The organism is Sphingobacterium sp. NGMCC 1.201703 (assembly GCF_047784615.1).
Classification (GTDB): domain Bacteria; phylum Bacteroidota; class Bacteroidia; order Sphingobacteriales; family Sphingobacteriaceae; genus Sphingobacterium.
Window position 1 is genome coordinate 566,757 of record NZ_JBLOHD010000002.1, and the last position, 19,352, is coordinate 586,108.

Genomic DNA, 19,352 nt, shown 5'->3' on the forward strand with positions numbered 1-19,352 from the left:
ACTAATGAAAAAAATATTATTATATGCCCTAGGTACCTATGGTATTTTAGTTGCAGGTGTTCAGCAATCCACTGCACAATTGATGAAAGAAAAAAATGAATTCACACGAGCGGATTCATTGCGGGGTCACCTCACGCCATTGCGGACCTGTTACGATATCCAATACTATCATTTGGACGTGAAAGTAGATGTAGATAATAAGTTCATTTCCGGTTCAAACCTCTTCCGCTTTAAGGCAACGGAAGATTTCGAACGTTTACAATTTGATCTGTTTGCCAATCTTAAAATTAACAAGGTTGTTTATCAAGGGAAAGAGCTTTCATTTAACAGGGAGCATAATGCTGTATTTTTGGACTTTCCCGCCAAGATCGCCAAAAATACGCTAAGTGAATTCACGGTATATTACGAAGGACATCCTACCGAAGCTGCCCGCGCTCCTTGGGATGGTGGCTTTGACTGGAAAAAAGACAGCAATGGCAAACCTTGGGTGGCTACCGCCTGCCAGGGTATGGGCGCTAGTGTCTGGTGGCCCAATAAAGACCATCAATATGATGAGGTCGACAGTATGATGATTTCCATTGCTGTTCCCAAAGAAGTGATGAACGTATCTAATGGGCGGTTGGTAAAAGTGGAAAAAATGAAAGATGGTTACACAAAATACCATTGGAAAGTCGATAATCCGATCAACAACTACAATGTCGCCATCAATATCGGGGACTACGTTCATTTTAAAGAAAAATATAAAGGTGAAAAAGGTCCTTTAGATATCGACTACTATATTCTGCGGGAGAATGATAAAAACGACAAAAAGGCTCACCTTCAAAAAAATGCCAGACAGACCCTGGAAGCATTTGAGCATTGGTTTGGTCCATACCCTTTTTATGAGGATGGTTACAAATTGGTTGAAACATATCATTTGGGCATGGAACATCAAAGTGCGATCGCCTATGGCAATCGATATCAAAATGGCTATCTCGGAAGTGATGCTTCCGGTACAGGCTGGGGCCAAAAATGGGATTTCATTGTCGTTCACGAATCTGGTCATGAATGGTTTGGCAATAATATTACGTCTGCCGATCTCGCAGATATGTGGATCCACGAAAGTTTTACAAATTATTCAGAAGGCCTATTTATTGACTATTTCTACGGCAAAGAAGCCAGCCAAGCATATGCACATGGCATCCGAAGTGGTATTCGTAATGATAGCCCGATGCAAGGGCCATATCATGTCAACAAAGAAGGGTCTGGTGATATGTATCCAAAGGGCGGTGTCATGCTCAATATGATTCGTACAATGATAGATAACGATGAAAAATGGCGTTCAATATTACGAGGTTTGAATTCGAAATTCTATCATCAACAGGTCGATTACAATGACATTGTCAATTATGTAACCCAACAATCTGGTCTGGACCTATCAAAAGTCTTTGAACAATATGTCCGGCACAGCTCCATTCCAACATTAGAAATCCAACAAGATGCTGCAGGAAAAATAATGGCCCGGTGGATTAGCGAGGTCAAAGGATTTCAGATGCCAATCCATATTGGGATAAAAGGCAAAAACAAACAACTTATTCAACTGGATCAACAGTTCCGAACAATTAAAATCCCAGGATTAAACAAGGAAAACATCGATGTGGATACGTTCAATTATTACATAGGGCTTTTGTCAGAATAGCATTTATTACAAAGTATGCTAGAAACTCAGGTATCATACAAGATGAACATCCGAATCTAATCAACCCAGGAGCAAAATTTTAACGGTTGCCCCAAAGATAGTTCAGACTATTTTTAGGGCAGCCGTTTCGAAAACAAGTTTTTAACGTGCGAAACGATCGGGCTTAAACCCCGCAATAACGGGCTCAATTTTCCTTGCAGCCAACAGGTCACATACAACCTTACCGTAGGCAGGCCCTAAACTCAATCCCATCATCCCACCACCACCAGCGACAATAGCATTATTGTATTTTTTTAATCTCCCCAAATAAGGTAATCCATCCGGTGAACAAGGTCTATAACCATACCATATTTTATCTTTTGGATAATCCACCTGCAGTTCCGGATAATATTTGGGGATAGCTTCTACAATTCCCCTTACCCTATTTTCATAAATCTTATCGTTTGCAGCTCCCAATTCCATAGTACCGCTAAATCTGATCTGCCCATTCATTGGTGTAACAGCCACCCTAGCCTCTAGCAACAATGCGGCGTGATTCAATTTCCTCTCCCCTTGTGTGTCATACATAAAGGAATAGCCTTTCCCTGGCAAAAGCGGCGTATGAACATGCAATTTGGACATCAATTGTGGTAAATTGGCTCCGCCTGTTATGACGAATGCATCTGCATCGAAACTTCCTTTATTACTTAAAACAGTCTTAATGGTATTTCCGACCGTGATAAATTTTTGAGCTTCAGTTTTCTCAAAAAACGTCACACCAGCAGTTTTCAAATACTGAATCAACTGTTGCATTAATTTGGAGGGATATAATTTTCCATCGCAGCGATAAAGTACAGCTCCCAAGACATCTAGTTTGAGATTCGGCTCCAAGGCTTTTACAGCGTCTGCTTCCAATACTTCAACATCCAGTCCAAGGTCATGGGCACGATGTGCCAATTCCGTCTCCTCCTGCTTCACCTCGTTGGATTTATACATCATCAGAATACCATTTTGTTCCAGTTCAAAATCGAAACCATCGGCTGAATTCAATTCGTCATATAACCGGCTGCTATATAGATTTAAGTCACGAATGGCCGTCGCGTGCTGATCAACATGTGCCTTATTTGCATGTTTTAAAAATTTTAGTCCCCAATCTAGCAAACGTGGATTTAACGATGGCCGTACATAGAAAGGGCTTTTACTGTTAAACATCCATTTTATTCCCTGTGCTACGATTCCCGGTGCCGCCAAAGGCGTGAAGTGACTCGGCACAATCATCCCTGCGTTGCCATAAGAACAATTATTGTCCACCTCATTTCTTTCCAGAATTTTCACTTCCCATCCGTCTTTAACAAGATAATAGGCTGAAGCAAGTCCAGCAATTCCGGCACCGATTACGACTACTGTACCTCTTATATGTTCTTTCACTTTTTATATCAATTAAACTATCAAATTACTTGAAAACCGTCAAAATATGGGTCTTCATCATCCAAAAAAATGGTATTGTAGCCTGTTACTCTCGCCCATCCTTCTACGGACGGTATGATTGCTGGTTTTCCGTCGACGGTAGTCTCTCCTTCTATTTTGCCAATAAACTGAGAACCAATGTAACTTTCGTGAACAAATTCATCTCCTTTTTTCAATCTACCTTTTGCATACCACTGTGCCATTCGAGCTGAAGTACCCGTGCCACAAGGAGAGCGATCCAATGCATTTTCACCGACCAATACTGCATTTCGCCCGGAGGAACCTACATGTACAGGCTCTCCTGTCCATTGTATATGACTCAACCCCTCGATATTGGGATCTTCAGGATGGATGAATGTATATTTTTCATTGAGCAATTTGCGAATTATTTTACCGTAGTGAATCAGCTGACTCGCGGAATAAAATTTAATATCTTTAAAATTAGCCTGAGGGTCAATTATACCATAGAAATTTCCGCCATACGCCACATCAACAGAAATATGCCCCAAATCAGGACAGTCGACAGTTAAGTTTTCGGCGTATAAAAAAGATTTTACGTTTGTCAACTTGACACTTTTTACTTTTGCCCCTTCCTGAACGTAGTCGATATGAACCAGTCCTGCAGGGGTTTCCAATCTTAATTTCCCCGGTATCTTTGGTTGAATCAGCCCCTCTTCTATAGCGATGGTCACAGTACCGATCGTACCATGCCCACACATGGGTAAGCAACCACTGGTTTCAATATAAAGGACAGCAATATCATTCTGTGGATCTAAGGGCGGATAAAGCATGCTTCCACTCATCATATCATGCCCACGTGGCTCAAACATCAGTCCTTTACGAATCCAGTCATATTCCTGCATAAAATGCAGTCTGCGCTCCATCATTGAATTCCCCTTTAAGAGCGGGGCTCCAGCAGCGACTAATCGTACAGGGCATCCGCAGGTATGCGAGTCAATACAGAAAAATGTTTTTTTCATAATCGGTTTTTTGTCGTTATTAATCTTTTGTCCAGTGCTGATTTACCAAGCGTTCTATTTGCAACGGATTACCATCTTGTAACTCTTTCGGCAGGAACTCATCGGGCCAGTTTTGAAAACTGATTGGACGTATAAAACGCTTAATAGCGTCAGGACCCACCGAAGTAAAACGCGGATCAGTTGTCGCAGGAAATGGTCCTCCATGTTGCATTGCATATTTTACTTCAACACCGGTTGGCATACCCTGAAACAATAATCTTCCACACTTATTCTTCGCTATGGTAAACAGCTCTTGATATTCCCTCATATCGTCCTCAGACGCCGCAAACGTCAAGCTGATCTGACCAGCTAAGCTGTTCATTAAAACCTTCATTTCATGACGATCCGCGCAGGAGATAACCAGTCCAAATGGACCGAAAACTTCTTCCAGTAATTCTGGTTTGCTCAATACACGCGCTGCATCTGCTTCAACCAAGATGGCTTGAGCAAATACTTCTTCCGTATTGGCTTTTCCTTGTGCCAATATACGAACTCCGTCACATTCAACGCGCTCATTTTTCAAGCGGATATAATGATCAGCTATACCCTGATGCAACATCTTACCAGCTGAAATAGTTTGTATTTCGGCTCTCAGATGAGCCTTGAGCGTATCGAATCTTTCTCCTGAGAGCCCAATCAGTACTCCTGGATTAGTACAAAACTGCCCTTGTCCCAATGTTAGTGAGCCAATATATTGTTTTGCAAATGTTTCAACATTGTTCTTTAAATAATCGGGCAAAACAAATACAGGATTTATACTCCCCATCTCAGCAAAGACCGGAATAGGATCAGGTCTTGATTGTCCCAAATCAAATAAGGCCTTTCCTCCTGCAAACGAGCCTGTAAAAGCCACCGCTTTTACCAATGGATGCTTGACCAACTGCTGGCCTATTTCCAACGAATCTGACAGGACATGACTGAATATGTCCGCAGGAGCACCGTAGCTCGAAATACCCCGATGAATGGCGTCGGCCATCAATTGAGATGTCCTGACATGGGCAGGATGAGCTTTCACAATCACAGAACATCCAGCTCCCAAAGCACTTGCAGTATCCCCGCCAGCTGTGGAAAAAGCAAATGGAAAATTACTTGCTCCGAAGACCAGCACAGGCCCTATTCCGCCATTGTATTTTCGTAAATCGATCTGTCCCCCTAGGTTCTGGTCAATTCGAGCCTCGGTGTACAGACCGGTACGAACCGCATCCCCATACATACGCCATTGATTCACTGTTCTCGCTTTTTCACCTTCCAGTCTACCGACAGGCAGGGCGGTCTCCAGATGGGCAGTTTCGATCAAAACTGTACCCATTGCTTCAATTTCATCAGCAATCGTGTGCATCAATTTTGCCCGCTCGATCACATTACACTGTTGTAGAAACTGAAACCCGGCTTCAGCACGCTTTACTACAACATCAATTTCATTTTCGGATGCAATCATTCTTTTTCTATTTTCGTATTTCTAAAATATTCAGAAGAGACCTCGCAGGACCTCTTCCGAAGGTTGTAGTCCAGTGAAATCTGATTATAATTCAGGTCTTGTTGCTATTGCGTCCGCAATGATTTTATTAACCCGCTGCTCCTCCTCCCCAATCAATGCTAATCTCGGAGCTCTTGTATACGGTGTGGAAATTCCCTCTGCGGTAGCGGCCAATTTGATATACTGAACGAGCTTGGGATGAATATCCAATTCCAATAAAGGCATAAACCAACGATATATAGCTAAAGCCTGCTTATATTCTCCTTTACGGGCGAGACGATACATTGCAATGGTCTCCTTTGGAAAGGCATCCACCAACCCCGCGACCAATCCGTCAGCGCCCAACATCAAAGATTCCAAACAGAGGGTATCTACACCCCCTAATATCTTTAGGCGATCGGCAAAACGGTTTTTCAGACGAGTAATATTTGTCACATCTCGTGTTGACTCTTTCACCGCCTGTATATTGGGTTCCAGTAATAACTCCTCAAACATATCCAAGGACACATATGTACCGTAATCAACAGGATTATTATAGATTAAAATTGGTAATGTTGTACTCTGTGCAACCGCGCGAAAGTAAGCAACAGTTTCCCTGTCATCAGCCCTATAACGCATAGGAGGCAACAACATCAATCCATCCGCACCTAAATTTTCACTGCTTGTTGCAACTTTGATTGCATCGGCAGTCGTATTCTCCGCAATATTGAGCAAAACCGGAATACGTCCGTTCACTACCTTCAATGCCTGTTTCAGTAAGGCATACTTTTCCTCCGTGCTCAAAACACTTGCCTCGCCCAATGATCCCGCAATAATCAATCCGTGAACACCAGCCTCTACTTGTGCTTCAATATTTTTTGCAAACATGTCAAAATCCAAATTTCCGCTCTCATCAAATGGAGATAACATTGCGGGATAAATTCCTTCCCAATTCAATTGTGTCATAGCTTAATAATTTTTTAATTCGTTAACACAAATCTATAGGCAATAAGTTCTGCTGTCTTCTTATGAATTAATCAACTCTGCCCTAATATTGACTTTTTACTGTAGATCAGCTGGGGAAAGAATGGGAAAATCTGACATTATCAAAGGCATCTTATTACATAAAAGATGCCTTTGAAGTATAGTAAAGTTGATCAACAAAATTCATAAGCAATTCAGTTCATGGATCTTTTCTACAGCTGTTGCAAAAAATTAAGATAAAGGGGCACACTCTGCTCAATCCATTCTTTGGAGGTATGTTTTTCGATACCGTAATAGGCAAAAAGTGGATGATAATCCGCGTGAACATAGTTGAATGTAATTTCAAATGGACTTGTTAATTGATCCAGGCTATATTTATACTTTCCATTCGTATTATATTCTATTTCGTCAATGCCTACGGAGATGGCCAAAGCAATCTTCTTTCCCGCCAACCTATAGCCACTCGATTTTCCATATGCCCAGCCGTAGGTTAATACTTCGTCCAGCCATTTTTTAAAAAATGGGGGACAATTAAACCAATAAAATGGAAATTGAAATACTATTTTATTATACTTTTCAAGCAATTGCTGCTCTAGGAGAACATCAATTTTTTCATCTGGGTATTTTTCATACAACTGATGAATTTCAAAATTCTCTGGTTGCTTTTCCAATTCCTCAATCCACCTTTTATTAATAAGTGATTCTTTTATATTTGGGTGTATTACAATGACCAATGTTTTCATTATTGTTCTTTATTCAAAAAGTTTAGATACTCTTTATCTCAGCATTTTAGAGCTAAGATCGTTTTATTTAACTCAGTTATTTGAATTAAAAATAGCAAGATATTCCTTATTTTGACCCCATGTAGCCCAATGTTCGGTACTATAAAAAATGTGCGTAATGACTAAGATCAAAGAGAGTTCAACTAATTTTGCCAATAAACAAATTCTTACAAATGATTGCCCGGAGGTATTTGCGGTCAATATTATTGGCGGTCAATGGTCGTTGGCTATCTGTTGTTATCTCATCAATGGGAGTCTCCGATACAGTGAAATCAAGAAGTGCCTACCAAATATCACCGAACGTATGTTGACTTTACAATTACGAAAATTAGAGGAAAACGGAGTAGTGCAAAGAAAGGTATACGCGGAAGTCCCAACACGTGTGACCTATGAATTAACAACTATTGGTTATGAGTTATCCCCTATTATTCGTGAACTTGGCAAATGGGGTAAAAAATTAAAAGGTGATCCGGCATAAAAACCAGACCTAACAAAAAAATGTAAAATAAATTTGCATAGTGTAAAAAATACACTTACATTTGTGTCATCATAATTTAGGTTTATAATTGGTTATTGAAGGTTTTCATTCTCCCCGTTTGAAAACCTTTTTTTATTTCATCTAAATTTGTTTTTTCGTTCTTCATTTTATAGTTTCTCAGCTCAGTTCCTTTTCATTTATTAATTCGCTTACTTCAAAACCATTTGATCAATTGCTTCTTTTTAGACAGCAGTTCGGTTCGACAAGGTTCCAAAACTCCATACGAAGAGGTCTATCTCTTTGAGGAATTAACCTATATTAATTGCACTATCCCGATCGATAAAAATCCAGCTAGCTTATCTATAAAAAATTAAGATTTCATAAATACCAATACCATGAAAATAAACTGATGCTTCTTGCTGACCAATAAACCAGGCCTAGAGAGCCCGCAATAAAAACAGATTTCCAGAAAAAAGGCGAGGGATACATTTCATATCACTCGCCTTTTATACAGATAAACTATTTCCAATTACATTTTATAATACTGTTCCCAACCTCTTGCAGGCGGAGGTCCTGCCAACAGTGCATTCGCAAACTTATCATTACTGATTTCCTTTTTCTGGGGATCAAAAATCAGTTGAGCATTCAAACGCTGTGCAATTACTCCTAGACAGAAAACTTGACTTAACGGCCCTGCAACTTCAAAAGCTGACCTTGTTTTCTCCTCCCCTTTACACCCTTTCAGGAAGTTGGCATAATGATTAGAAGGTGACTGCGGGACCTCTGGAAGACGGGATGCTATTTCCTGTGCCTTCGCTTCAGGTATAATCTGCAAAATACTTGCATGGGAGCCACCTTTGAAAGTCAGATCTTTTCCATAGATGATTTTCCCAGGATTTAATTTTGCTGGTTCCAACTTACCTGTACTAGGGGCCGGAATATTCGGATCCAATCCCGAAACCCCATAGCCTTCTGGTATTGGCGGTAAATTATTTAAGCCATCATACCAGTTAATATCAAGCGCAGGCATCTTTTTCCGTTTCGGAAAATGGAACTTCAGGGTCGAAGACATCGGGAAGAAAAATGAATTATGTCCATCGAGCTTTACCGCACTAACTTCAGTAGGCAATCCTAGATCCAAAAATTCATGTGCTGTATCTAAAATATGCGCTCCCCAGTCACCTAGAGCCCCCATTCCAAAATCATACCAACAGCGCCATTGCCCATTCACAAAATCTTTATTGTAGTTATGTCCCAAGGTCTGCATTTGCCACAGCTCCCAATCCAGTGTATCTGGTGTTATTTCGGCGGCCGGAAATCCTTTCATATTCACATCCCAGCCATGCCATCTACGGGGCATATTCATATGAGCGTCTATGCGTGTGATGTCTTTAATGATCCCAGCGTCCTTCCAGGCCTTAAATTGAAAGTAATTCGCTTCGGAATGCCCCTGATTTCCCATCTGTGTGACAAGCTTCGGATTTTTCCTCGCTTTATTTGTCATTAGTTCAACTTCGAGAAATGTCCTTGCCATTGGCTTTTCTACATAAACATGCTTGCCGAGATCCAGGGCTAACATCGTAATGGCAAAATGGGAAAAATCGGGTGTGCCGATGCTAACCGCATCGATCTGATTCGCCATCTTGTCAAACATAACTCTAAAGTCCTTAAATTTTGGGGCATCAGGAAACATGCCCAATATTTCCTGCGTATGTTTAGCTCCTAGATCAACGTCACAGAGCGCAACTATATTACAGAGTCCAGTTTTATAGAGTTCTTTGATAATTTCCGCCGCTCTATTTCCGAGACCTACACAGGCCAGATTGACCCGCTCATTCGGCTTTGCCAAATTGACCTTACCGAGAACACTATTGGATAACATGACAGCACCCGCTGCAATAACAGATTGTCTAACAAAACTTCGACGTGATAGATAATGATTCATAGGAGCTTAATTTTGTGTATTAATCTTTATACTACGAAATGAGACCCGATCACCATGATCTTGCAATAAAATGAACCCTTCTTTTGCTTCGCCAAAGTTGTCCCAATCCTTATATTTGCTGATAGCGACAAGATCCTTGAACTCTTTTGATCCTCTTTCATAGCTCAACATCTTTATTCCATTCAGATAATGCTCAACCTTATTGTCCGCTGTCACCACTACCCGACCTCTATTCCACTCACCTATCGCTCTTCGGGCACGTCCCTCTTTATTCGAAGTAATAAGATCATATAGTGAAGCCAACGTACGATTACCGTCCCGTCCTAGCTTTGCGTCAGGGTGCAAGGCGTCATCAAGCACTTGATATTCCAAACCGATAGCTGATCCTTTGGACTTTTCCTTTAGGGTTACAAAATATTTTACCCCACTATTTGCTCCAGGGCTAAGTTTAAATTCAAAAGAGAGATCAAATATGGCATATTTATCTTTCGTGACAATATCACCGCCATTAGTGGACTCCCCACCATCAGATTTCAAGACGGTCAATTGACCATCCTTGATTTCCCAGCCACGATCAGGAAATTTATCACCATGGATGCTGCGCCAGCCGTTATTAGTTTTACCGTCAAATAATAGTTTTATGCCCTTTTTCTTTTCGGCAGCTACTATTTCATTTGGCTTTAGATTGACGATATAAACATCTTTTGGAAAATCTTTCGTCTTGAGATCACTGGTCTTTATTTTAACATTTTTAAAATAGACTTTCTTTCCATCCAATTCTGAAGGAATACTATGTACCTGTAATCCGATAAATCCGGTTCGATCAATTGTATCTACGACATAAGAAACAGGAACATCATTGATCCAGGTACGCAGTTCATCACCTATTGCCTCGATTCTAATATGATTGTACTCTTCGGCCTTGTATGCTTTTTTTGCGTTTTCATTGAGATCCAACGGATAAAGCCAACCACGGCGTGCTTCATCATAAATCCCCCCTGTCCAGGCCCTGGATGAAGGATCTATCTCCACTTGCCTTCCGTAGACTCTGCCCCGCCCATCATTTGCTTGCGGATCAAGATGACTCCGGGTCTGTATCCCCGAATTCGTTTGACTGCCCTCGAGCTTAACATCCAGTTCCAATATAAAATCACCGTATTCTTTTTCTGTAATCAAAAATGAATTGGGTGTTCCTTTAGTCATCCGTCCCACGATCGCATCTCCCTCAATAGAATAAGGAGCTTTCCCACCCACGGCTTTCCATCCATTCAGTGTTTTCCCGTCAAAAAGATTTGTCCAACCTTTTTCTGAGGCCTTACTCCCCTGCGCATGCGACAATATTGTATTTCCAACCATCGCCGCCAGTAAGACAGATTTAAATAATGTATTTCTTTTCATTGTGATATTACTTCTTGAGCTCGAATGCCCGGTTTATGTATTGTATATTGGTCTATTAATCTTATTATTGTGCACCGTATTTTTTACTATCGGGATATTTAAAGTTATTGTGCAGTTTAATCCCTATCGGTTTAGGAGAGCTGTACAGCCTCCATAGCAATTGTTTTTTTTCAATTGGTTCTATGAAACAAGATATCAATTAATATAGGTGAAATGAATCGAATTGCATGATTTTTTTACGAAAACGTTTGAGAAAACAGAAAGCCGTGTTCGTAAAAATATTATATGCAGCAGCCCCTGTGCTTTGAAATTTATGGGGATTAAAAGCTTATTTTTTTTCGAATTTCACTCAGATATTCAGGTGTAAACCCTAAAAAAGATGCAATAAGATATTGTGGTACACGCTGTACAAACTCAGGATATTTACGTACCATGTCGCGATAAAACTCCTCTTTAGGTAGGGAAAAAAGATATTTAACACGCATTTGTGCTGCTGCATATGCTCTCTGGTATACAAAGCGAAAATAGCGTTCCATCAACGGAAATTCTGTCATTAATTTTTCCTGATTTTCCTGACTAATATATAAGACTTCGGATTTTTCAACAGCTTGAATATAAAAGGAGCTTACAAGCTTATGTTCATAAGCCATATTATCCGTTAGCCACCAATTTTCAATAGCAAATTCGGTGGTTTGTTCCACCCCCTTTTCATTTATAAAAAATTTACGCAATATTCCCTTTAGCACAAAATAATGGTACTTACAGATCTGACCTTCTTCCTGCAGGTTTTCTTTTTTTGCAACTGAAATTAGGCTAAAGTATGCCGATATCTGCTCAAAGGTCCCGTCATCGATCTGGATAAATTTTTCCAAATGTGTTCTAAATCTTTCCAATAACTTGCTTTTTATTTTAATGCCATACACCTCGGCATCTACTGCAAGGTACCATAAAAATTAGTTTGGCCAAAATGTAAATTATCTTAATAAGCTCAGCCCGCTTGTTAAATAAAAGTTTATGTACCGGATAAATTAGCGTGATTTACGGCGATATTTCCATATATAATATCCAAATGCGGGAAGCGCAAGCAGTTGGAAAATATTTACCGCCATTTGAAGATTTCAGGTTGTAGCTGTTTTACAAAATCATATAAGAAAGGAAGCTGTACAATATCTTTTTCATCGGCAATACTTCCATTAAAAGTAATTACATCCAGATCGATAATACGGGGAGCGTTCTTATTTTTACTTCTAAGGCGTCCCATGTCCAATTCGATCTGTTTTAATTCACTGTATAGTTCATCAAAGGATAAACAGGTCTGTAATAATAACGCTCCATTCAAAAAATCAGGCTGATCTTCATATTGAAGAGGTTTCGTATAGATAAAATCCGTTTGGTTTCCTATCTTTCCTAATTCCTGGATATAGCTTAGGGCTTTGGTAATATTTTTTTCAGAATCGATATTTGATCCTAACAATATCAAAGCGGTATTAGTTTGTTTGTCGTTAGATCTGTTTGCATTATCCGTAGCGCACAGTGCGCATGCTTTCGTTCCTTCCATTTTCTTCTTATGTTCTCTGAACCAATTGGCGAGCTAAACTTTCAACGCCATCAATATACAGGAGCCGACCTATAACAAAGAGCTACATCTCCAAAAAATGCGAGCTATTTTGGAGTGGGGCTAAACTCTCATTATAAAGTTCCCATTTGCCCGTATGGTTTAAGTAAGTTCTGCTTATCATAATCGGGTAAATTCTGTAAGCAATTTTTTTGCCAATACATCATCCAAATGAATGAAATGATTTCAGACCTCTCTCCTGTACAAGTTGTAGATCAACCTATCAGCAGGCAAGATCCCGCTTCAGAGATTTCCCTGCGTTAAATAAGCGTTCACTTGCTGATGATTTCTATCAAAACTGTCTATTTATTAAATAGATTTTTGGCGCATTCGCCAAAAGCAACCTGAGGTTATGGATTATTCAACGATGTAGCGCAGCCTGTGTGCCTCGGTCTGTTGTGGCACCTCCAAATTATGGAGCATTTTATCCAAAACTGCATCTGGTAACGGATAGGCTCTATCTCGATTTTGAACACGCCATTGCCGGTGCGGTTTTTCGATATAGACTAGCTCAACATAAGCCTGATAGCTGACAAAGAGGTCGATCAACTGTTTACGCATCAAGGCCGTAATATTCGTGGCATTCCATATGAAATCTTGGCCTTTACGCAGGTACATCTTGGCCTGTTCTTTCGCCTGTTGGACCACCCAACCGTTCCTTTTTCTATCTGTGGGATCGATACGATGTTGACGACGAATATCGTCAAGGCTAATGACGGGTACATCCCTGTTGTGATTAGCGATATAATGGTCTTTTCCCATTCCTGGTAAGCCGGATAGCATAATGACCTTAGATCTAAAATTATCAAAAGGAATGTAATCCACATAACCGTCCTCACTATTAAAATAAGTAAATTGAGCATTTGGAGTCGAAAATGGTCGCGGAGACTCCCAACAACCAATTTCTTTTGCATACAGTTCAAATAACTCCAATTCATCGAGCAGGCTACTTTGATCTTGACAAACTCGCCCTTTAGCGTCAGCCTCAGCTAGAAGTTTCAATTCCGCCATATTTACCCTTAAAGACGCCTCTAACGCGCTACGCATGGGGTTAACTTTGTCCATAAGCCAGAGCGGCAAACCATGAAAACGAACCAAACCTACAATTTCTTCCCGTAGGGTAAAGGGCGCTTCAACATCGCGAAACAATATTTCACGTGCCGTCTGTGCGCCTTTTCTTGCATGATTTGGAGAACTGACCCGTCCTTGTCCATCGATCAGGGTCGTAGACCGTTTTTCGACATCATGTAATAATGCCGCAGCCCAAAGGATTTCTTGCCTTTGGCTATTCAAGCCTATATACTTAATGGATTGCTCCAAGTGCTCAAGCACAAGCTGGGTGTGAATAGCAACATTTCCCTCCGCATGATGAATGGGATCCTGTGGCACATTCCGCATATCCGCTATCCAGGAAAATTGTTTTTCCAGTTGCAACCAATCTTTATCTGCTGTTAATTTCCATTCCATTAGTTTGTCCCCCTTTCCCAAACGAGTTTTGTTCTTTTCCAAGATTTTGTCCAGTGTTCATCCGTCTGCACATGTCCTTTTCGTACATATTTAAACACATTATGTTGAAATTCGGAGACAGGATATGCGGCAGCATTGCGGCAGACCAGACCTTCTGAAGTACAGTTAGTTTCTGTTCGCGGATCCATAGACCCCAAGATCGAAGGTTGAAGCGCCAGGTGTTTTAAAGTTTCTTCTAACAAAGTCGCCGTAAGATCTTGCACCCTATCCGATCGCAACACGGGGACCATTGGCAAGTCAAATAAGCTAGCATAAAAGGTAACTTCCTCCCAAGAAAGCCAAACCTCCTTGATACGGGCAGCGAACACAAAATAATAGTGCTCCAATTGGGTATATTCGATAGAGTGCACCGCATACAGGTTTTCTCCAAAAAACTCCAGGTCACCCAAATCATTTTTCATACGTCCCCAATGTTCCCGTAATTGTGCTGTCCATGGAGATGTTGTCGGAGCAGCATGAGATCGGGCAAACACGCCCCGTTTGGACAGGCAATTGTTTTCGCCATCCAATTTTTCGGTATAAAGTAGCTGTGAAAAGGATTGTATATCCGTCCAGTACTCATGATTAAAACGATCGTCACTGCTGGTTCCCGGTGAAAAAGGGAAATGGTAGGTACGACCATATTTTGTTGATTCCATTTTTTTAAACTAAAGTGAATAATACTGATTTAAAAACACAGGTATAGCAGCAACCAAGTTGGGCATCTATCCCAGCTGATTACTTTTTCCCTGCATATTGGCACAGCATTACATGGCTTTATATTTTAAAAGATGTATAACAATTATGATCTAATGGGGCAAAAATAGATAATTTTTGCATAAAATAAAAAATCGCTCTACCGATAAGTATAACGGAAATACCGAAACCTATAAAAATTCTTTTGTCCCAGGGCCCATATTATCTCTATATTCGGATATGTGCATCCCAACCTGAACGTGTGTAGTCATGCTGATTGTTTAAGAAAATTTTCACGTTATGCCCCCTAAGTCCTTTTCCGGTTTTCAATATTTCATTAAGCTGCTCCTCTTGAATATTTTGCAACAGCATTTTCGTCATAAAGGGCTGTAACTTCAGGTTATCTGCCACACGTTTGATCGGATATTGGACAAAGAACATATTGACTGCGTAATTTTTTGATATTTTGACAATCCACTCGTCCATACCGATTTTCTTTAACTGATCAAAGATTGTCGAGCAATCCAATGTAGTTCCGTTACGCAGGATAACACATTTCGTCTCCGCAGTTGTATATACGGCGATAATGTCTATAAATCGGAGCTGCTGCAGGTTGATCTGTTCGACAAACTCCCCTTTTTTATTTAATAGATCGCCTAGTAAATACACGTCGATGCTGTTAATATCCATTCCATAGCATTGCTCTTTGCTCTTCATCCCTTCATCTTTTATCATCCGCTTTTCTTTCAGCGAAATGATTGCAGCATTTTGTTCGAACTGTTCAAATGCTGGCCTTGTTTTAATAAAAAGTCTCCTTTTTGTCACCAAGGGCTGTGGAGTTGGCAATTCTTTTCCTGCTCCCACATTGTGTACGATCTGCATCAGAGGTCGGTTGTAGATAACAGCAAGATTTTGCCGCTGCCCGACAGAGTGATAAAGCAGCGACCAGTTTTCGCGCATATAGACCAATAGACTATATGACACAAAAATAGTTGCATAACGTATTCCATAGACCTGCATATGTAGTTCAAAAAGCAATGATCGTTCTATTGACGACTGACTGTAAATAAAGATAACGGCAACATACAAAAGTATAAATGGAAAAACAGAAACCAATATAAGTGAGAAGAAGGCGATAAAATGCAGGATAACATCGAGCCCAGGTATATTTTTGACCTGCTCCCCTAGTCGCTCACGCATATAGGGTACGCTCCAGTAGGTGGGCAAGTTAAGCACTAACGATACTATTGTCGCTCCAATCCAGAAGACACAGAGCATAATGACAACCAAAATCCAATATTTCAACTGATCTGACCGTTCAAAAAAACCTTGCAACGATATTGTCTTTAGATTAAAAACAATAGACAGCATCAGCGAACTCAAAAAATAAATAATAGATTTCATGACTTTTCTCCGAAATAATATCTGGTTAGGATAATAAATTAGCAATATTCAATTACAAAACTATACTAATATAACAAAACAACATCAAAACAGCAAAATAAAACCTCACGTACACGATAATATTTATAAAAAAATAACAAAAGCATAACTCTATTCGTGCCTGAAGTATGTTAATAAGCGAATGATATTTATTATTTTAGAGAATGAATCCATGTATGATACAGGCGTAATTGGCCAATAACCTACATTTCACTGTCGTGTTATCATATTTTTAAACAAAAACCAAACAATTTATAAGCAAAGATTGAGATATTGTAATATAATAAATTTAAATAATGAAACAACAATTCAACAACCATGGTGTAGCCAAAGTGCAATTCAGGATCTTGTCATTACCCGAAAGTTTACTGGCGGTCGAAGTAAGTGCTATTCGTGAAAATTTTCTTTCTTGGATGGCCGCAAATTTCGCTTTGACCACCAGTCAAAAATTTCAACTGATGACAATGCCCGATGACCTACAAAAAACTTTGAGCCAAGCGATTGCAAATAGTTACGAGCTCGGGCAGCCGGTTCAGTTTTTCAAAGAAACCGCTTCAAAAGATGATCAGCCCGACCTGAAGGATATCGTAATCAATGGTGCTGAAACAATGGCGGAATTAAATAGCCAAAGCAATAGAAAAACAGCCTTCGTAGGGCAGCTCGCAATCAATATTCGCTATAAAGTAAGTATGTAAATTACTGAACGATTATATGTCCAATGATGGACGAACCAGATAAGCACCTTTAACACCAATTTCCGGTTTATTTTTTTGAGAAAATAAACCGGAAATCCACTTCAGAAATTTCCTGACATCAATTTATAATGAAATGAAAAGATTGTACGACAAAATCAGAACACGATTTAATACACTATTTATTTGGCCACGAAAATTATATACCCATAATACCATTGACCAACATTTCAATATGGCTCTGCACTATAATACACATCGAGCTAATATCGCCAGGAGTCTTACACGGCTATCAGACCGACCTTTAACAGTTGGTAAAGCCCTCTACCCTCCGGTGCAGAACGAACAAAGTACCAGTTTAAATGAGAGGATTCCCCTTAACTTCAAAAAATCTTACAGCGTTTGCCTTTGGCAGCCTTATTTCTGGTTGACCGATATTTATTCAGCCTTGATCCAAGGGAACGATCGGCTTACTTTGCTCAACGATACCAACCTATTCAAAGCTGCTGCCCAAGCAGACATACTATTCTTCGGTAGTGGTAAAAACTTTTCGGTGAACAATATGCTGGAGCAGATAGACCTTCATAATAAATATGTCATTGTTATCTCGACACATAGTGAACAAGATATACGTATGAATATCAAGTACCGCATTGACCATTATCAGCAGGCATACCTTGTTGATTCACAGGCTGAGTTTGACCGGCTTATTACCCACATTTTAGCAAAGGCGACCCAACGGGATTAACGGCGATCAAAACATTGTAGATCTCAATTCCCTGCGTAGACAATTCTTTCTTATGAATGGGCATCATAGTTTTTAGCATGGTATGCGATCAATAGCATCTAAGACTGTAACTGCAGACGGATCCAGTTCAACACAAAAAGCAAAATAAGGATTCCGAAGATATACTGTTCTGCTTTATTGACTTTGGCTACACCAAATTTCCATACGCAGATCCTATCGATACCGAGTAGCAACAGGATCGGAACCAAACCAAACATCGCGATATACATAGCCATTAATTTATCAGGGGCAGAATGTCCCGTAGCCAACACGATCACAGCGGCCGCTACGCCAACAAAGCCTAATATCCCAAGGATAAAAAAGAGAGTACCCTTAGCTTTAAAGAATTTTATCATTGTTTGTTTTTTGTCTCTATTCCTGTACAGACCACACCAACTTGCTACTCTCGGTCTCATTCAAATTTACACGTTTCAATACTTTAAAAAAACAAGCCCCCGAAAATCGGGGGCAAGTGGTTCAAAGCCGGTTCATTTTTCTAGTTCGCTAGGGAATGTTCCGAACCTTGCAACCAAGATTGATAACTAAGTTAGGTAATTTAAATTATACTAAGCTATAGCTGCTTTTATTTAAAATTCGGGCACAGATTATTCGATACCTTACAACTTATAGAATTTATGGCTAATTTGGGCTGCTTATAAACGTGTAATATCTTTCGCTCGCTAAAGCTTAATCGCAAAAAATGATACAATTGATTTTATTGTTGTTGAATTATATCAGAAAAAGGAGAGGGTGCAAAAATTAATTTATTGTATTTAGGATGTAGGAAAAAGAGGTGCGCCCACCTGGGCTCGAACCAGGGACCAAAAGATTATGAGTCTTCTACTCTAACCAACTGAGCTATAGGAGCATTTTCAAACTTACATTTTGAAGAGTTCGCAAAGATATAAAATCAATTTAAAATAAAAGTAAAACATCAAAATCCAGCTTTAATTAATCGACGACTTCATTAAAATCCCCACGAAGACGATATATCCTATTAATCAATCTGTTTAACAGATTTTCTAAATCGAAAGTTATCGTGAAACCACTCATTATTCAATGTTTAACTAGTGAATTAAATCCTCTAAAAATTCGAAGGATAACTCCATAGCATGGACGCATCGAAATAGCCTTGTTTATCGCATTTTTGTTATATTCGATCTTTAAATAAAACAGATGAGCAATAATATCATTGATAAAGTCGCATTAATTCATATTTCTGATAAGAAAATTTAAGTACCCGTTCAAAGTCCAAAGAGAAACTGTACTTTCCCGGCGGAAAAAGAGAACAGGGTGAAACTGATTTAGCCTGCTTGAAGAGAGAGATACCTGAGGAATTAAATGTGGATATTGTAGACAATTCCATTCAGTTTTTTGGTATTTTTAAAGCAGTGGCTGACGGACGTGTATAGGGTGTTATTGGAAAA

The 19,352-nt window shown here is 39.8% G+C and carries 17 protein-coding genes, 1 tRNA gene and 1 pseudogene; 5 read left to right on the forward strand and 14 right to left on the reverse strand.

The features are described 5' to 3' along the window. Positions 1 to 4: 4 nt before the first annotated feature. A complete protein-coding gene (locus tag ACK8HY_RS07630) occupies positions 5 to 1,678 on the forward strand; it encodes a M1 family metallopeptidase (protein WP_416133268.1) in 1,674 nt (557 codons plus the stop codon). A 141-nt stretch (positions 1,679 to 1,819) separates the two neighbouring features. Here ACK8HY_RS07630 and ACK8HY_RS07635 read toward each other — a convergent pair whose 3' ends face one another. From ACK8HY_RS07635 to ACK8HY_RS07655, 5 genes are all read right to left on the reverse strand, one after another. Then, positions 1,820 to 3,085 carry an NAD(P)/FAD-dependent oxidoreductase gene (locus ACK8HY_RS07635; protein ID WP_077432608.1) on the reverse strand — a complete coding sequence of 422 codons (1,266 nt, stop codon included), beginning with the start codon at positions 3,083 to 3,085 and terminating at the stop codon, positions 1,820 to 1,822. A 20-nt stretch (positions 3,086 to 3,105) separates the two neighbouring features. Next, positions 3,106 to 4,104 carry a 4-hydroxyproline epimerase gene (locus ACK8HY_RS07640; protein ID WP_077432607.1) on the reverse strand — a complete coding sequence of 333 codons (999 nt, stop codon included), beginning with the start codon at positions 4,102 to 4,104 and terminating at the stop codon, positions 3,106 to 3,108. Between the two features lie 19 nt (positions 4,105 to 4,123). Then, positions 4,124 to 5,581: an aldehyde dehydrogenase (NADP(+)) gene (locus ACK8HY_RS07645; RefSeq protein ID WP_077432606.1), complete on the reverse strand. Its 1,458-nt coding sequence runs from the start codon at positions 5,579 to 5,581 to the stop codon at positions 4,124 to 4,126. Between the two features lie 84 nt (positions 5,582 to 5,665). Beyond that, positions 5,666 to 6,565: a dihydrodipicolinate synthase family protein gene (locus ACK8HY_RS07650; protein ID WP_416133269.1), complete on the reverse strand. Its 900-nt coding sequence runs from the start codon at positions 6,563 to 6,565 to the stop codon at positions 5,666 to 5,668. A 230-nt stretch (positions 6,566 to 6,795) separates the two neighbouring features. Then, entirely contained in the window at positions 6,796 to 7,326 is a 531-nt protein-coding gene (locus tag ACK8HY_RS07655) for an NAD(P)H-dependent oxidoreductase (protein ID WP_077432604.1), read from the reverse strand. Between the two features lie 157 nt (positions 7,327 to 7,483). Between ACK8HY_RS07655 and ACK8HY_RS07660 the strand changes: the two genes are divergently transcribed. Continuing rightward, positions 7,484 to 7,843 carry a winged helix-turn-helix transcriptional regulator gene (locus tag ACK8HY_RS07660; RefSeq protein ID WP_077435663.1) on the forward strand — a complete coding sequence of 120 codons (360 nt, stop codon included), beginning with the start codon at positions 7,484 to 7,486 and terminating at the stop codon, positions 7,841 to 7,843. Between the two features lie 529 nt (positions 7,844 to 8,372). Here the strand turns inward: ACK8HY_RS07660 and ACK8HY_RS07665 are convergent. The 7 genes from ACK8HY_RS07665 to ACK8HY_RS07695 form a co-directional block, all read right to left on the reverse strand. After that, positions 8,373 to 9,788 carry a Gfo/Idh/MocA family oxidoreductase gene (locus tag ACK8HY_RS07665; protein ID WP_077432603.1) on the reverse strand — a complete coding sequence of 472 codons (1,416 nt, stop codon included), beginning with the start codon at positions 9,786 to 9,788 and terminating at the stop codon, positions 8,373 to 8,375. 6 nt (positions 9,789 to 9,794) lie between these two features. Then, positions 9,795 to 11,186, reverse strand: coding sequence for a DUF1080 domain-containing protein (locus ACK8HY_RS07670; RefSeq protein WP_416133270.1), 1,392 nt, complete (start codon positions 11,184 to 11,186; stop codon positions 9,795 to 9,797). A gap of 320 nt (positions 11,187 to 11,506) precedes the next feature. Beyond that, positions 11,507 to 12,079 (reverse strand): Crp/Fnr family transcriptional regulator, encoded by a 573-nt coding sequence (locus tag ACK8HY_RS07675; protein WP_416133271.1) that lies wholly within the window; start codon positions 12,077 to 12,079, stop codon positions 11,507 to 11,509. A gap of 206 nt (positions 12,080 to 12,285) precedes the next feature. Beyond that, entirely contained in the window at positions 12,286 to 12,744 is a 459-nt protein-coding gene (folK, locus tag ACK8HY_RS07680; protein WP_077432601.1) for a 2-amino-4-hydroxy-6-hydroxymethyldihydropteridine diphosphokinase, read from the reverse strand. Between the two features lie 414 nt (positions 12,745 to 13,158). Then, positions 13,159 to 14,268: an AAA family ATPase gene (locus tag ACK8HY_RS07685; protein WP_416133272.1), complete on the reverse strand. Its 1,110-nt coding sequence runs from the start codon at positions 14,266 to 14,268 to the stop codon at positions 13,159 to 13,161. Then, on the reverse strand, positions 14,268 to 14,966 hold the full coding sequence (locus ACK8HY_RS07690) for an RNA ligase family protein (protein ID WP_416133273.1): 699 nt from the start codon (positions 14,964 to 14,966) through the stop codon (positions 14,268 to 14,270). The genes ACK8HY_RS07685 and ACK8HY_RS07690 overlap by 1 nt, the downstream gene beginning before the upstream one ends. 265 nt (positions 14,967 to 15,231) lie before the next feature. Then, positions 15,232 to 16,407, reverse strand: coding sequence for a hypothetical protein (locus ACK8HY_RS07695; RefSeq protein ID WP_416133274.1), 1,176 nt, complete (start codon positions 16,405 to 16,407; stop codon positions 15,232 to 15,234). Between the two features lie 335 nt (positions 16,408 to 16,742). Here ACK8HY_RS07695 and ACK8HY_RS07700 point away from each other — a divergent pair, with 335 nt between their 5' ends. Next, positions 16,743 to 17,141 carry a hypothetical protein gene (locus ACK8HY_RS07700; protein ID WP_077432597.1) on the forward strand — a complete coding sequence of 133 codons (399 nt, stop codon included), beginning with the start codon at positions 16,743 to 16,745 and terminating at the stop codon, positions 17,139 to 17,141. A 133-nt stretch (positions 17,142 to 17,274) separates the two neighbouring features. Next, positions 17,275 to 17,886, forward strand: coding sequence for a hypothetical protein (locus tag ACK8HY_RS07705; RefSeq protein ID WP_416133275.1), 612 nt, complete (start codon positions 17,275 to 17,277; stop codon positions 17,884 to 17,886). Between the two features lie 98 nt (positions 17,887 to 17,984). On the opposite strand, the gene ACK8HY_RS07710 is transcribed toward ACK8HY_RS07705, so the two are convergent. Together ACK8HY_RS07710 and ACK8HY_RS07715 are read right to left on the reverse strand one after the other, a co-directional pair. Then, positions 17,985 to 18,281 (reverse strand): hypothetical protein, encoded by a 297-nt coding sequence (locus ACK8HY_RS07710; protein WP_416133276.1) that lies wholly within the window; start codon positions 18,279 to 18,281, stop codon positions 17,985 to 17,987. A 438-nt stretch (positions 18,282 to 18,719) separates the two neighbouring features. Next, positions 18,720 to 18,793 (reverse strand) — tRNA-Ile (locus tag ACK8HY_RS07715). 388 nt (positions 18,794 to 19,181) lie between these two features. On the opposite strand from ACK8HY_RS07715, the pseudogene ACK8HY_RS07720 reads away from it, so the two are divergent. Beyond that, positions 19,182 to 19,337, forward strand: a pseudogene (locus tag ACK8HY_RS07720) (NUDIX domain-containing protein); the annotation flags it as partial. Between the last annotated feature and the right edge of the window lie 15 nt (positions 19,338 to 19,352).

Coding starts and splice junctions, on each gene's coding strand:
- ACK8HY_RS07630 (WP_416133268.1), top strand. CDS start 5: ATGAAAAAAATATTATTATATGCCCTAGGTACCTATGGTATTTTAGTT.
- ACK8HY_RS07640 (WP_077432607.1), bottom strand. CDS start 4,104: ATGAAAAAAACATTTTTCTGTATTGACTCGCATACCTGCGGATGCCCT.
- ACK8HY_RS07645 (WP_077432606.1), bottom strand. CDS start 5,581: ATGATTGCATCCGAAAATGAAATTGATGTTGTAGTAAAGCGTGCTGAA.
- ACK8HY_RS07650 (WP_416133269.1), bottom strand. CDS start 6,565: ATGACACAATTGAATTGGGAAGGAATTTATCCCGCAATGTTATCTCCA.
- ACK8HY_RS07655 (WP_077432604.1), bottom strand. CDS start 7,326: ATGAAAACATTGGTCATTGTAATACACCCAAATATAAAAGAATCACTT.
- ACK8HY_RS07660 (WP_077435663.1), top strand. CDS start 7,484: ATGACTAAGATCAAAGAGAGTTCAACTAATTTTGCCAATAAACAAATT.
- ACK8HY_RS07665 (WP_077432603.1), bottom strand. CDS start 9,788: ATGAATCATTATCTATCACGTCGAAGTTTTGTTAGACAATCTGTTATT.
- ACK8HY_RS07670 (WP_416133270.1), bottom strand. CDS start 11,186: ATGAAAAGAAATACATTATTTAAATCTGTCTTACTGGCGGCGATGGTT.
- folK (WP_077432601.1), bottom strand. CDS start 12,744: ATGGAAGGAACGAAAGCATGCGCACTGTGCGCTACGGATAATGCAAAC.
- ACK8HY_RS07685 (WP_416133272.1), bottom strand. CDS start 14,268: ATGGAATGGAAATTAACAGCAGATAAAGATTGGTTGCAACTGGAAAAA.
- ACK8HY_RS07690 (WP_416133273.1), bottom strand. CDS start 14,966: ATGGAATCAACAAAATATGGTCGTACCTACCATTTCCCTTTTTCACCG.
- ACK8HY_RS07695 (WP_416133274.1), bottom strand. CDS start 16,407: ATGAAATCTATTATTTATTTTTTGAGTTCGCTGATGCTGTCTATTGTT.
- ACK8HY_RS07700 (WP_077432597.1), top strand. CDS start 16,743: ATGAAACAACAATTCAACAACCATGGTGTAGCCAAAGTGCAATTCAGG.
- ACK8HY_RS07705 (WP_416133275.1), top strand. CDS start 17,275: ATGAAAAGATTGTACGACAAAATCAGAACACGATTTAATACACTATTT.
- ACK8HY_RS07710 (WP_416133276.1), bottom strand. CDS start 18,281: ATGATAAAATTCTTTAAAGCTAAGGGTACTCTCTTTTTTATCCTTGGG.